Origin of the sequence: Bifidobacterium sp. A11, from assembly GCF_000499185.1 — a bacterium.
GTDB classification, from domain to species: Bacteria; Actinomycetota; Actinomycetes; order Actinomycetales; family Bifidobacteriaceae; genus Bombiscardovia; species Bombiscardovia mizhiensis.
Genome location: NZ_AWUO01000006.1, coordinates 32,321 through 44,957 on the forward strand (window position 1 = coordinate 32,321; position 12,637 = coordinate 44,957).

10 protein-coding genes and 2 tRNA genes are annotated in these 12,637 nt (G+C 61.6%); 6 read left to right on the top strand and 6 right to left on the bottom strand.

Annotated elements, in window-relative coordinates; translation table 11 throughout:
* Window positions 1-32: 32 nt before the first annotated feature.
* Together P273_RS0105745 and P273_RS0105750 are read right to left on the bottom strand one after the other, a co-directional pair.
* Window positions 33-105, bottom strand: a tRNA-Ala gene (locus P273_RS0105745).
* Between the two features lie 38 nt (window positions 106-143).
* Window positions 144-217, bottom strand: a tRNA-Ile gene (locus P273_RS0105750).
* A gap of 104 nt (window positions 218-321) precedes the next feature.
* Here P273_RS0105750 and P273_RS0105755 point away from each other — a divergent pair.
* On the top strand, window positions 322-930 hold the full coding sequence (locus tag P273_RS0105755) for a M48 family metallopeptidase (RefSeq protein WP_024627519.1): 609 nt from the start codon (window positions 322-324) through the stop codon (window positions 928-930).
* Window positions 931-1,409: 479 nt separating this feature from the next.
* Window positions 1,410-2,177: an SDR family oxidoreductase gene (locus tag P273_RS0105760; protein WP_029676214.1), complete on the top strand. Its 768-nt coding sequence runs from the start codon at window positions 1,410-1,412 to the stop codon at window positions 2,175-2,177.
* Between the two features lie 110 nt (window positions 2,178-2,287).
* On the opposite strand, the gene nhaA is transcribed toward P273_RS0105760, so the two are convergent.
* From nhaA to P273_RS0105775, 3 genes are all read right to left on the bottom strand, one after another.
* Window positions 2,288-3,913 (bottom strand): Na+/H+ antiporter NhaA, encoded by a 1,626-nt coding sequence (gene nhaA, locus P273_RS0105765; RefSeq protein ID WP_081709286.1) that lies wholly within the window; start codon window positions 3,911-3,913, stop codon window positions 2,288-2,290.
* 227 nt (window positions 3,914-4,140) lie between these two features.
* The gene (locus tag P273_RS0105770; RefSeq protein WP_015021094.1) at window positions 4,141-4,620 is read right to left on the bottom strand and encodes a Dps family protein; all 480 of its coding nucleotides are present in this window, start codon (window positions 4,618-4,620) and stop codon (window positions 4,141-4,143) included.
* Window positions 4,621-4,881: 261 nt separating this feature from the next.
* Window positions 4,882-6,282: a hemolysin family protein gene (locus P273_RS0105775; protein WP_024627522.1), complete on the bottom strand. Its 1,401-nt coding sequence runs from the start codon at window positions 6,280-6,282 to the stop codon at window positions 4,882-4,884.
* A 156-nt stretch (window positions 6,283-6,438) separates the two neighbouring features.
* Here P273_RS0105775 and P273_RS0105780 point away from each other — a divergent pair, with 156 nt between their 5' ends.
* A complete protein-coding gene (locus P273_RS0105780) occupies window positions 6,439-7,002 on the top strand; it encodes a redoxin domain-containing protein (RefSeq protein ID WP_024627523.1) in 564 nt (187 codons plus the stop codon).
* 121 nt (window positions 7,003-7,123) lie between these two features.
* Entirely contained in the window at window positions 7,124-8,875 is a 1,752-nt protein-coding gene (locus tag P273_RS0105785) for an FAD-dependent oxidoreductase (protein WP_024627524.1), read from the top strand.
* 148 nt (window positions 8,876-9,023) lie between these two features.
* On the opposite strand, the gene P273_RS0105790 is transcribed toward P273_RS0105785, so the two are convergent.
* Entirely contained in the window at window positions 9,024-10,037 is a 1,014-nt protein-coding gene (locus P273_RS0105790) for a LacI family DNA-binding transcriptional regulator (protein WP_024627525.1), read from the bottom strand.
* A gap of 325 nt (window positions 10,038-10,362) precedes the next feature.
* On the opposite strand from P273_RS0105790, the gene P273_RS0105795 reads away from it, so the two are divergent.
* Window positions 10,363-11,625 (top strand): ABC transporter substrate-binding protein, encoded by a 1,263-nt coding sequence (locus tag P273_RS0105795; protein ID WP_024627526.1) that lies wholly within the window; start codon window positions 10,363-10,365, stop codon window positions 11,623-11,625.
* 25 nt (window positions 11,626-11,650) lie between these two features.
* Entirely contained in the window at window positions 11,651-12,637 is a 987-nt protein-coding gene (locus tag P273_RS0105800) for a carbohydrate ABC transporter permease (protein ID WP_024627527.1), read from the top strand.

Genomic DNA, 12,637 nt, shown 5'->3' on the forward strand with positions numbered 1-12,637 from the left:
GTCTCCTAGCGGAAACCCGGAAACCCTACCTGTGGAGCTAGCCGGATTCGAACCGGCGACCCTCTGCTTGCAAAGCAGATGCGCTACCAGCTGCGCCATAGCCCCGTAAATGTGAAAAGAACTTCAACCGCGCAAGAAATGCGTGGGCCTGGGAGGACTTGAACCTCCGACCTCATCCTTATCAGGGATGCGCTCTAACCAGCTGAGCTACAGGCCCATGCCGTGTGACCGAAGAATCACACAAATGGATAGCTTACCATAGTGTCCTCTCAAGTCAATCTCGGCGGCGTCGCGTCGCGTCTTGGCGGAAGAATGGTGGCTATGAGGCGGAAACGGCGTGCGGAACCAGTCCGGTCGGAGCAGCTGGAGGTCGGTGGTGAGACGGTTCTGGTCATCAGGAAGCGGATCGCCAACGTCTATCTGCGGGTCAAGCCGCCTGACGGCCATCTGGAAGTGACGGCGCCTCTGGCCCTGAGCGACGACCGGATTCGTGCCTTTATCGACGGCAAGCGCCGCTGGATCGCGACCACTAGAGAACGTCTGGCCCGCTCGCGCGATGTCTACCCCCAAACTGGAGCCGATGGCCAGCTGTCGCCGGACCGGTCCGAGGCCGAAGCCAAGAGCATTCTCCAGGAGAGGCTGCCGACTCTGCTGGATCGGTGGGTCCCTGTGGTAGGCCGTCGGCCTGAGCGCATCAGTCTGCGGAAGATGAAAACCCGCTGGGGCTCCTGCACCCCCGCCACTGCCAGCATCCGGCTCAACACCGACCTGGCCTGGCTGGATCCTGACCTGCTGGAGTACGTGCTGGTTCACGAGCTGACCCACCTCTACGAGCATGGCCACGGCCCCGGCTTCCGCGCGCGGATGGATCGCTATATGCCTGACTGGACCGAGCGCCGTCGTCGTCTTAACCGCTATCTGGCTTTGTAACCCGCAAAGCTTAGACGTCTGAAGTTATGACTTCTAAATCCATGACTTCCGGAGCCGTAAAATCCTCATGAGTCCGGAACTTGTGGACGGGGAGTTTGTAAATTACGAACCTGCGGCATCATCCGTGCTGAAGATTTCGTGACCAAACCCTCGCTAGGCCATCTGGTGCGAAGTTGAATCGGTTTTTGATGCGTCCTATCTATCCTGATCTAGACCGACTATACGGTCTGATTCAGCCCGATCTGACTTTGCTCTGTTCTGACTCAACTAATCTGCCTTTGACTCGGTCTGGCTCTACTCAAGTCTGGTTTGATGTGCCACATTGGTCATCGAAGACCGACGGGAGACTGCCGCAGCCCATGTTGGTGCGCTAGCGTTGAGGAAGAGGGACGGCACTGCAGCAGTTAGGCAGGCTCCCTGCGACCCGGAGACGCGTGTGGAGTCGATCCGGGGCAATCGATCATGAAGGAGCAGATGAAATGACGGAATCCAAGAAAACAATCAAGCGTGCTGTGGTGACCGGCGCTTCGAGCGGCATCGGTCAGGCCAGTGTGCGAGCCTTGGTAGACAAGGGCTGGAAGGTGGTCGGCCTGGCCCGGCGCGAGGACAAGCTCAAGGCTCTGGCTGACCAGCTGGGTCAGAACTTCACCTATGAGGTCTGCGATGTGACCGACGAGGACTCCACCCAGGCGGCCGTCGATGCCGTGCTCAAGGGTGGTCCGGTCAAAGCTCTGGTCAACTGCGCCGGCGCGGCCTTCGGCAAGGACCCGGTGGCTACCTCCAGCCTGGGGGACTGGCGCGGCATGTACGAGCTGAATGTCATCGGCACCCTGCGGGTCATCCAGAAGCTGCTTCCGGCCCTGAAAGAGTCGGAGGGCACGGTCCTGGTCATCTCCTCGACGGCAGGCATCGAGCCCTACGAGGGCGGCGGCGGATACTGCGCCTCCAAGGCGGCGGAACGGGTCATGGCCCGTATTCTGCGGCTGGAGTTGATCGGTCAGCCAGTGCGCGTGGTAGACATCGCCCCAGGACTGGTCCACACCGACGAGTTCTCGTTGAAGCGGTTCGGTGGGGACAGCGACCGGGCTGACGCGGTCTACGCCGGGGTGCCCGATCCGCTGACCGCCGACGACATCGCCGGATGCGTCACCTGGGCCCTGGAGCAGCCCGACACAGTGGACATTGACCAAATCGTGGTCCGTCCCCGGGCCGAAGGCTCCTACACCAAGCTTTACCGTCGCAGCTGAGCCTGGTAAGGGACCGATTCTGTCAAAACTAATTCTGTCAGAAACCGAGTTTGGCAGGTTGATTCCGGCAGGAACCGGGTCTGGCGGAGGTTGAGTCTTGGCAGCTAGGCCTATGTGTGCCTGGCGGACCGCAGTCGACCGGGAATGGTGCCGACGGCCACGATGAGCACGGACAGGACCGACCCTGCCAGCACGCCCAGCAGGGATGATTCCAGGTGCGGGGATCCGGCGAAGGCCAGGTTGGCGATCAGGAAGGACATGGTGAAGCCGATTCCGCAGAGCTGGCAGAGGCCGATCATGTTTCCGGTCGTGGAGCCGGCAGGTCGCCGCAGTCCCAGACGACCTGCCAGGATCAGCATGGTCATGATCCCCAGGGGCTTGCCCAAGGCCAGTCCCAGAGTGGCGCCCCAAAAGACCCGGTCCGTCAGCAGTCTGGGTCCCAGCTGATCCAGGGAGATGGACAGCGAGAAGAAGGCGAAAAGGGGCAGGACCACCAGGGCACTCAAAGGGGTCAGGAAGTGGTCCAGCCGTTCAGCCGGTGATAGCGTCGGGTTGCGGTTTGGCTCAATCTCAGTTGGTTCAAACCCAGCTGGTTTGGTATTGGCTTGACTGGTCACTGGTGGATGGGTCTCGGTCGGCTCGGTACCGGATGGTTTTGTATCGGTTGGCCTATGCTCGGTTGGCTCAGTTATGTTCGGCGCAGTACGGGCCGAAGGCTCTTCCGCTTCGGCCGCCTTCGACCTGGCAACAGGGGTCAATAGGCCCATCGCCACTCCCGCCAGCACCGGGTGGATTCCAGCCTTGAAGAGGCTGTACCAGGCCAGCAGACCGCCTGCGAGAGCGCCCAACAAGCAGAGAAATACCAAGGGTCGCCAGAGCCGGGAGGAACGGCTCGCTGCTCGGACCAGCAAGGCCCAGACCACTAGGCCGACCAGACAGACAAGCAGCCAGCTCGGTTGTCCCAAGCTGGAGTAGCCCAGGGCGATCAGCAGGACGCCGATCAGGTCGTCGAAGATGGCCAGGGTCATCAAAAAGGCCTGCAGGGCGGGCCCGGCCTTGGGCAGGAGCAGTTGCAGAGCCGCCAGGGAGAAGGCTACATCGGTGGCCGTTGGGACAGCCCAGCCGCGCAACCCGGCAGGGGAGCCCAGGTTGAACAGGCAGTAGATCAGGATCGGAACGGCCACACCGCCCAGGGCGGCCAGCATGGGCAGCAGGACCTGCCTGTGGTCGCGCAGAGTGCCCGTGGCAGCCTCCTGGCGCAGGTCAAGGCCCATGGTCAGGAAGAATATGGTCAACAGCCCGTCCTGTATCCAATCCTTCAGGGACAGGCTCAGTCCACCGGGCAGGTCCAGAGGAATCCAAGCGGCAAGAGCGTTCAGCCCCGGCCCGGTCTCTGGCAGATTGGCCAGGATCAGTCCGGCCAGGGCGCAGGCCATCATGAATAGCCCGGTGATCCGATCATTTTCAGCCAAGAATGACAGGGCGGCGAAGAAGTTTGAAGGGTGGAGTCGGTTGTGCCGGTCCCTGTCAGATCCACCCCGCCCACGCTGCGGATTTGATGGCTGGGCATTCGATGGCTTGGAATCCGACGCTCCGGAATTCGGTTGGGGGTCTGATGACCGGGAATCCGACTGCCTGGGATTGAAAGGTTTGAGATTCTGTTGCGAATTCGAATCGTCGTAATCCTGACGACGTGGATTGACAGAGAATGTTGGGAATGTAGGCGTGGGCGGCATGATGCTCCTGGTCGGGCGGGTAGGGTTCGGTCTTCCATGGCCGACCAGTCTTCCCGGCGTGAGGCGGCGCCCGGCCGTCTCCCAAGTGTCGATTCTATCCTGAAGCCAGCAGTCTATCTCGGTTAGAGAAAATGCCAGCGGCCCTGCACCTTTCACGATGCAGGGCCGCTGGCTTACCGCTTATCAGGGGCGGCGATGAGTTCTCAGAACTCAGCAACTCAATAAACTCAGAACAGGTGGCTGCGCATGAACCACTGGAAGTGCTCGAGCTCCTGCACGTGGTCCTGCAGAATGTTGGAGCTGACGATGTCCAGGTCGTCCAGCTCCTTGATGGCCTCGCGGTCGCGCTTGATGAAGGTGGTGTAGTAGGTGTCCAGGGCCTTCAGGTAGTCCAGGGCATCCTGGCGGCCGGTCATGGTGATGCCATCCCAGTCGCGGTTCTTCATGATGTCGTCAGGCCGTCCGGCGGGGGAGCCGCCCAGGGTGGCGATGCGCTCAGCGGTCTCGTCGGCCATGTTCAGCACCGAATCAACCTCGGGGTCCATCATCTCGTGGATGCCGATGAATTCCTTGCCCTTCATGTTCCAATGGGCGTGCTTGAGGATCAGGGCAGTCTCCTGTTCCTGGCTCAGACGGCTCTGCAGGATGGCGATGACCTTCTCGCTGGTCGCTTCGTCGAGTCCCGGTACGGTAAAGTTCAATGCCATAATCGCTCCTTAAATATGAAATTATGCCTGCGGTCGGGTCGGCCCGACCATGTACCTCCAGACTAGAGGAAAACGCAAGGAAACGCTTGGATTTTGCGGGAATCAACCAGTGAAATCATTCACGGACCATCGGCTACGCTGACAGTCACTTTTCCTTGACTGGCGTGGGACGGTTCCCGGCTGACTGCCAGCTGGGATTCAGTTAGACCATAGCCGGGCTCTGGTCGTAGCGTAGTCTCGGTCAGATTAGACCCGGTCGGGTCATCCTCGGTCTGCTCCCGCTATGGAATTCGACCTATCTTCATCCACCCCGTCTTCATCCACCCCGTCTTCGCTGGCTTCGTCATCATCGCCAGCCTGGTCCTCGGCTTGCTGTCGCCGCCTGACCTCGATGGTCTCAATGCGACGCCCGTCCACCTTGGTCACCACCATGTCATACCCGTCGTCGGAGTGGATCACGTCGCCCACCTGCCCCATCCGTCCGGTCTGGGCCAGGAAGTAGCCGGCCAGGGTTTCGTAGGGCCCATCCTCCAGCTCGATCCCGGTCAAGTCAGCAAAGTCCTCGATGGTCATGCCGCCGTCGACCGTGGCAACCCCGTTGACGAAGGCGGTCGCCTGGGGATGGGCCGGATTCTGTTCCTCGGGCAGGTCGTACTCGTCGCGGATGTCGCCCACCAGCTCCTCGGTCATGTCCTCCAGGGTGACGATGCCGTCGGTGCCCCCGTACTCGTCGATGACCACGGCCAGGTGGATGCCCTTCTTGCGCAGCTTCTCCAGGCTGGGCAGGAGCTTGGAGGTGCCCGGCAGGGCGATGCCGGGCCTGGTCACGTCGGCCACGGTCTTGGCATGGGGGTTGCGCACGTCCATCAGGTCGCGCACGTGGACGAAGCCCAGCACGTCGTCGAAGTCGCGGCCGGTCACCGGGTAGCGCGAGTAGGGCTCGTCGTGCACGAATTCGACCGCTTCCTGCAGCGGCATGTCCCCGGCGATGAAGACCACGTCGGCCCGGGGGCGCATGACCTCGGCCACGCTGGTCTCGGAGGCATCGAAGACGTCGCCCAGGATCATCCGCTCGTCCTTGCTCAGGTTGGTGTTGGAGGAGACCAGCATCCGCAGCTCGTCGTCGCTTACCTCGGTGTCGGTCTGTTGGGGGTCGAAGCCCAGGATGCGCACGATGAGGTTGGTGTTCTTGCCGATCAGCCAGATCAGCGGCCTGCACAGGGTGGTGAAGACATCGATGGCCGGAACGACGGCCCTGGCGATGGCCTCGGTGCGCTGCATGGCGATCCGCTTGGGCACCAGCTCGGAGATGACGATGGAGCAGTAGGAGATGATCAGAGTCAGAATCACCGTGGTCAGAGTGCCGGCCAGACCCTCGTGCACGCCCCACCCGGTCAGGACGGGCACCACGTAGGGGGCGATGGATGATGCGCCGAAGGAGGCCGAGAGGAAGCCCGTCAGCGTCACGCCGATCTGTACGGCGGAAAGAAAGGTGTTGGGGTCGCGGGCGATGCGGGCCACCCGGGCGCCGCGCGCGTCCTGCTGCTCCATCTGCTCCAGCTGCGAGCCCCGCAGGGAGACCAGCGCCAGCTCAGTCCCCGAGAAGACGGAACCGAGCAGGAGGAAGAAGAGAATGAGCAGGATGTTCAGCCATAATGCCATGGCTTCAATGCTAGGGTATGGACGCCCCATGTGCCCTATGTCACACCCCAGCGGTGAACCTCCGTCTTCCCCATGCAGCGCTTCCTGACTAGCATGAAACACGGAAGCAGGTTCGGCTTCAAGCCGGCATTCCCAACGCTCCCGAAAGGATTTTTCATGTCACAGCTTCAGCACGAATTGACTGAGTTCACCACGCAGGCCTACCAGGACAACAAGACCTTCTCGGTCTCCAAGAAGGATCTGCTGGGCCACTGGTCCCTGCTCTTCTTCTACCCTGCGGACTTCAGCTTCGTCTGCCCCACCGAGCTGGAGGATCTGGCCAGCAAGTACGAGGACTTCAAGAAGATCGGCTGCGAGATCTACTCCGTCTCCTGCGACACCGAGTTCGTCCACAAGGCCTGGCACGAGGCCAACGAGAAGATCGCCAAGGTCCAGTACCCCATGCTGGCCGATCCGACCGCAACTCTGGCCAAGGACCTGCAGACCTACAACGAGGCCGAGGGCAAGGCCGAGCGCGGCGACTTCATTCTGACCCCTGAGGGCAAGGTCGTGGCCTACGAGGTCATCTCCTCCAACGTGGGCCGCAACGCCGACGAGCTGCTGCGCCGCGTCCAGGCCTCCCAGTTCGTCTACGAGCACGGCGATCAGGTCTGCCCTGCCAAGTGGGAGCCCGGCGAGGACACCATCGAGCCCAGCCTGGATCTGGTCGGCCAGCTCTGATCCGCAGCTGCCAACATCGGGAACTCGCCGATCGGAAGCGACCAGGGCGGGTTCCCTTTTCTGTATTCACGACCAGCATCCAACACCAGCACATCCGTGCATTCCTTCGGAAGAGGCATTCATGACGGAAGACAAGAATCTTTATGACGTGGTCATCATCGGCGGCGGCCCTGCAGGCCTGAGCGCAGGGCTCTACCTGGCCCGGGCGCGGTACCGCACCCTGATCCTGGAGAAGGACGACTTCGGCGGCCAGATCACCATCACGGCCGACGTGGTCAACTACCCGGGCGTGGCCAGCACCGACGGCCGCAAGCTGACCGAGACCATGCGCCAGCAGGCCCAGAACTTCGGAGCCGAGTTCATGAGCGCCGAGGCCACCGGCATCGAGGCTCAGGGCGACATCAAGGTGGTCCACACCTCCCGGGGCGACCTGCGAACCTTCGGCATCCTGATTGCCACCGGCGCCAGCCCCCGCAAGATAGGCTTCCAGGGCGAGCAGGAGTACGCGGGCCGCGGTGTGGCCTACTGCGCCACCTGCGACGGCGAGTTCTTCACCGGGCGCGAGGTCCTGGTGGTCGGCGGCGGGTTCGCGGCAGCCGAGGAGTCGGTCTTCCTGACCAAGTACGCCACCAAGGTGACCCTGCTGGTGCGCGAGGAGGACTTCACCTGCGACGCCGCCGTGGCTGACGAGGCCCGGAACAACGACAAGATCGAAATCCACTACTCCACCGAGCTCAAGGGGGTCTCCGCAGGCCCCGGCGGGCTGGTTGAGGCCACTATTCTGGACCGCAAGAGCGGACAGACCACCACCTGGAAGCCCCAGGACGGCGGCACCTTCGGCGTCTTCGTCTTCGCCGGCTACGTGCCCCAGACCGGCATGCTCAAGGGCGTGGTGGATCTGGACGACCACGGCTATGTGCTGACCCACGGCTACCTGGAGACCTCGGTGCCCGGCATCTACGCCGCCGGGGATCTGCGGGTCAAGAACCTGCGCCAGGTCATCACCGCCACCTCCGATGGTGCTGTGGCCGCCGTGGAGCTGGAGCGCTACGCCTCCAATATGTCGGACAAGACCGGCCTGGTGCCGCCGCGGCCCGACGATTCCCCCTACGCCCGCTCCGAGCGGCAGGCCGAGAACTCCGCCCTGGCCTCGGGCACCTCGCCCGCGCCTGTGGCCCAGGAGCACGACCAGGCTCCGGCCAAGACCTCCGGCTTCTTCGGGCCGGATATCCGCAAGCAGCTGGACATGGTCTTCGGCAAGATGACCGGAAAGCTGGAGCTGGCCCTGGATCTGGACGGCAGCCAGGTCTCCAAGGAGCTGGAGGCCTTCGTGGACGAGCTGGTCGGGCTCTCCGACGGCAAGCTGACCTCCAGGGTCGACTCCCGCACGGACGAAGACGGCAAGGACTATGATCCCGCCGGCGACCTGCCCGATGCCCGCCCCAGCGTGCGCATCTGCCGCGTGGACGACCAGGGCGTCTCCCAGCCGACCGGGCTGGCCTTCCATGGCGTGCCCAGCGGCCACGAGTTCAACTCCTTCGTCCTGGCCCTCTACAATGCGGCGGGCCCCGGGCAGCAGGTGGATCAGCCCACCTCGGACCGGATCGATGCCATCAAGGACCAGGTGGACGTGATGATGCTGGTCTCCCTGACCTGCACCATGTGCCCGACCACGGTGCTGTCCGCACAGCGGGTGGCGGCCCAGAATGGCAAGGTGCGCGCCGAGGCCTACGACCTGGCCCACTTCCCCGAGCTGAAGGACCAGTACCAGGTCATGAGCGTCCCCTGCATCGTGATCCGCAAGGACGGCCAGGAGACCGTGGAGTTCGGCAAGAAGTCCGTTCCCGAAATGCTGGATCTGATCGGAGCCTGACCCTGGGTCGGAGCCTGAATAGAGTCTGAAAGAGCGCTGGTGTCACTGCCTTTGTGGCGATGACGCCAGCGCCTTTTTTGTTGCATGCCGCTGGTCTGCATTGATGAGAAGCCATGGATATTATCCATGGTTTAGATAGTTTGTTGTATCAGCAGCCGCAGGAGTGACGGATGACCAGATCCGCCTTGATGATCTGCACGTCGGGGACCTGGTCCGGCTCCAAGGCCGCATTCATGGCGCAGGCGGCGATCTTCTCAGTGTCCTGCTGCATGGTGGTCAGCTGCGGCCAGGTGTAGAGGGAGTCGACGGTGCCGTCGAAGGAGACGATGGCCACGTCTTCGGGGATGCGCAACCCGCGCTCATGCAGGGCTCGCAAAGCGCCCATGGCCTCCATGTCGGAACCGGCGAAAATGGCCTGGGGCGGTCTGCCGCTGTCAATCAGGTCCAAGGTGGCGCGATAGCCGCCCTCGCGTGTGAAGAAGGCTTGGCGAATCCTGCCGGCGGGCAGGTTGGCGTTCTGGTGGGCCGCGTACCAGCCCTGGATGCGGGCGTCGCCCCGGTCGTCAGGGGATCCGCCAAAGAGCATGTCGACGCTGCAGTGCCGGTGCTCGATCAGGTGTTGGGTGGCGGTCAGGCCAGAGTGGAAGAAATCGGTCGACACGCTCTTGGCATTGGTCACCCGGTGAGGCTGGTCCATGAAGACGAAGCGGCTCTCCTCAAGATGAGCCATGCTCAGCTGTGTGTAGCTGCGCGAGGATGAGAGGAAAATGGCATCGACGTTGCGCTCCAGCAGCTGCCTGATGGACTGCTCCTCCAATTCGGGGTCGCTGCGCACGTTCATGAAGAGGACCGAGTACCCCCGCCGCATGGCCACCGTCTGCAGCTCGTCGTAGATACCGGCGCTGAAGGGGTTGGACGAATCCGGCACGATGACGCCCAGCATCTTGGAATACCCGGTGCGCAGGGCACGCGCCGTGGGGTTGGGGTGGTAGTTCAGCAGCTTCGCCGCCTCGCGCACCCGCTTAGATGTGTCCGGGGCCACTGCCCTGGGCCCGTTGTTGAAGACGTAGCTGACCACCGCCGTGGAGACGTTGGCCAGCTTGGCCACATCCGTGCGTGTGGCCCTTCTGCGTTGTCGGAGTTTCTTATTGTTTGCAGCCATCAGAGCTCGATCCCATCTGCCTATTCACCAGTCTCAATTCATGCTACCCGGAATATAGAATCTACTCGAATTGATGTTGTTTTCAAACTCCGTTCTACACCGCCATTGACCTGTCCGCACATGCCGGGCTATAGCCAGAAAATCAAGGGAAATGGCACCAAATTTTCAACCGTTGCGAAAGCCCTTGTCTTCAAAAGCAGCTGTTCAGGCAATCAGCGTCAGATATTTGACAGATAAATCTACTCGTGTATATTAAGAAACACGAATGAGTTCCTGTTCGCATGGAACGTGTTCGGCAAAGAAGCAACCTACGAAGGAGTGGTTGATGAATAGGATCAAGACGGTGGCGGCGGTCGGCATCTGCTGCGCAATGGCAATAACCTCATTGGCTGCCTGCGGCTCTTCCTCCTCCGGGGGCAAGAAGACCGTGGAATTCATGACCATGCAGTCTACGGGAACCCCCCAGCTCAAGGCTCTTCAGGGCCTGGGCAAGAAGTTCGAAGAAAAGAATCCGGACATCACCATCAAGATGGTTCCGGGCACCAACAACAACGAGAACGACATCAAGGTTCGTCTGGCGGGCCACAATCCTCCGGACATCTGGAACACCCACGGATGGTCGCGCGACCGGTACGGCAACTTCCTGGAGCCGCTGCAGAACAGGCCCTGGGCCAAGCGGCTCAAGCCGATAGGCAACGATGTCTTCAAGACCAAGGACGGCAAGTTCTACGCCCTGCCCGCCGACATCCAGGTGTCGGGCATCATGTACAACCAGACGGTCATGGATGCGGTCGGCATCGATCCCAAGTCCATCGACACCTGGGACGCCTTTGAGCAGGCCTGCACGAAGCTGAAGGCCGCCGGATACACTCCGCTCATCTCCTCCAACAAGGACGCAGGCCCCAACGGGGATCTTGCCGACTATATGCTTCCGGGCATGTATGACGAAAGCCAGCTCAAGGATCTCTCCAAGGGCAAGTTCGATACCGCAGTCTACGAGAAGTACACCACCAGGGTGGCCAAGTGGGCCAAGGACGGCTGGTTCAATGTGGATTACACCTCCGCCTCCCAGGATGACATCTCCAGGCTGATGGCCCAGGACAAGGCCGGCTTCTCCTTCCGCGCCAACGGCAGCTCCCAGCTGATCCAGTCCTACAACCCCAACGTCAAGCTGGGCATGATGCCGGTTCCCGCCGAGGTCGGCAAGCCCTACTTCTCCACCGGCGAGGACACCCTGACCTTCGGCGTCTCCAAGACCAGCAAGAACAAGGACGCGGCGCTGAAGTTCATCGACTTCATGGCCGAGCCTGAAAACCTGCAGAAGCTGGTCGACGTGAGCATGAACGATTCGGCCCTGACCGGCGTCAAGTCCGCACTGGGGCAGTTCGAGCCGACCTACAACTACTGGGTGAACGAGAAGAAGACCAAGCTGGTCCCCTTCTTCGACCGCAAGTACCTGCCCAACGGCATGTACAACACCTTGGCCAAGTCGACCGACGGTCTGCTGACCGGTCAGCTGACTGCACAGGCCGCTGCGGATCAGGTCAAGACCTCCTTCAACAGCCTGTATGGCCAGAAGTCTTCCTGATTAGTCGACCAAGAGGAGTCGAGTCATGACAGATAGTCGCTCAGGGGCGATTCCTTCGCAGGACACCCAATCCGGATCACCGTTACATGGGGATGGCAGGGATGCATCCGTTGGCCACGGCAGGGGTCCCTCCCCGCGTCGTCGCCGCTTCAGGGGTGCCTCGATCAATCTCTTCTATCTTCCTGCCGTCATCCTCCTGGTGATCTTCATCATCTATCCGCTCCTGTCGGGGATCGGGCTTTCTCTGACCAACTGGGACGGGTACAACGACGCCAAGTCCTTCGTGGGGCTGGCCAACTACAAGCAGATGCTGACTGACACCAACTTCAAACAGGTGGTCATCAACACCTTCATCTACGGCATCGGCAGCACAGTGCTCCAGCAGATCCTGGGCTTGGCTCTGGCGCTGCTGCTGAACGCCAAGATCAAGGGGCGCACCCTGATCAGGGCCATCATCTACCTGCCTGCTCTGGTGGCCCCGGTCATCATGGGCATCATGTACTACTTCGTCTTCCAGTACCAGCAGGGTGCTCTGAACGCCGTCATGACGGCGCTGGGTCTGCACAAGGTGGCCTGGTTCAACAATGCGGGGTTCTCGGTCTGCATCATCGTGCTGGTGAATTCCATCCAGTTCGTCGGCGTCTCCATGATCATCTACCTGGCCGGTCTGCAGACCATGGACCAGGAGGTGATCGAAGCCGCCGAGGTCGATGGGGCATCCGGCTGGAAGAAGTTCTGGAACATCACCCTGCCGCTCCTGTCGCCCGCCTTCACGACCAGCGTGGTGCTGAACCTGATCGGAGGACTGAAGCTCTACGACATGGTCAAGGTGCTGACAGGCGGCGGTCCCGGGTATGCCACCAACTCCATCTCGACCTATATCGGCACGATCTACTTCGACAACCAGGCGGCCGGGTATGCCTCGGCCATCGGGGTCTTCCTCTTCGTCCTGATTGCCATCGTGACCTGGCTGGTCAACAAGGGGCTGGCCAAGCTGGATTGGGAGGCCTGA

What these genes read in the sequence shown, in the direction of transcription:
- P273_RS0105780 (WP_024627523.1), top strand. Translation starts at nt 6,439, where the DNA reads ATGTCACAGCTTCAGCACGAATTGACTGAGTTCACCACGCAGGCCTAC.
- P273_RS0105795 (WP_024627526.1), top strand. Translation starts at nt 10,363, where the DNA reads ATGAATAGGATCAAGACGGTGGCGGCGGTCGGCATCTGCTGCGCAATG.
- P273_RS0105800 (WP_024627527.1), top strand. Translation starts at nt 11,651, where the DNA reads ATGACAGATAGTCGCTCAGGGGCGATTCCTTCGCAGGACACCCAATCC.
- P273_RS0105770 (WP_015021094.1), bottom strand. Translation starts at nt 4,620, where the DNA reads ATGGCATTGAACTTTACCGTACCGGGACTCGACGAAGCGACCAGCGAG.
- P273_RS0105760 (WP_029676214.1), top strand. Translation starts at nt 1,410, where the DNA reads ATGACGGAATCCAAGAAAACAATCAAGCGTGCTGTGGTGACCGGCGCT.
- P273_RS0105785 (WP_024627524.1), top strand. Translation starts at nt 7,124, where the DNA reads ATGACGGAAGACAAGAATCTTTATGACGTGGTCATCATCGGCGGCGGC.
- P273_RS0105755 (WP_024627519.1), top strand. Translation starts at nt 322, where the DNA reads ATGAGGCGGAAACGGCGTGCGGAACCAGTCCGGTCGGAGCAGCTGGAG.
- P273_RS0105790 (WP_024627525.1), bottom strand. Translation starts at nt 10,037, where the DNA reads ATGGCTGCAAACAATAAGAAACTCCGACAACGCAGAAGGGCCACACGC.
- nhaA (WP_081709286.1), bottom strand. Translation starts at nt 3,913, where the DNA reads ATGCCGCCCACGCCTACATTCCCAACATTCTCTGTCAATCCACGTCGT.
- P273_RS0105775 (WP_024627522.1), bottom strand. Translation starts at nt 6,282, where the DNA reads ATGGCATTATGGCTGAACATCCTGCTCATTCTCTTCTTCCTCCTGCTC.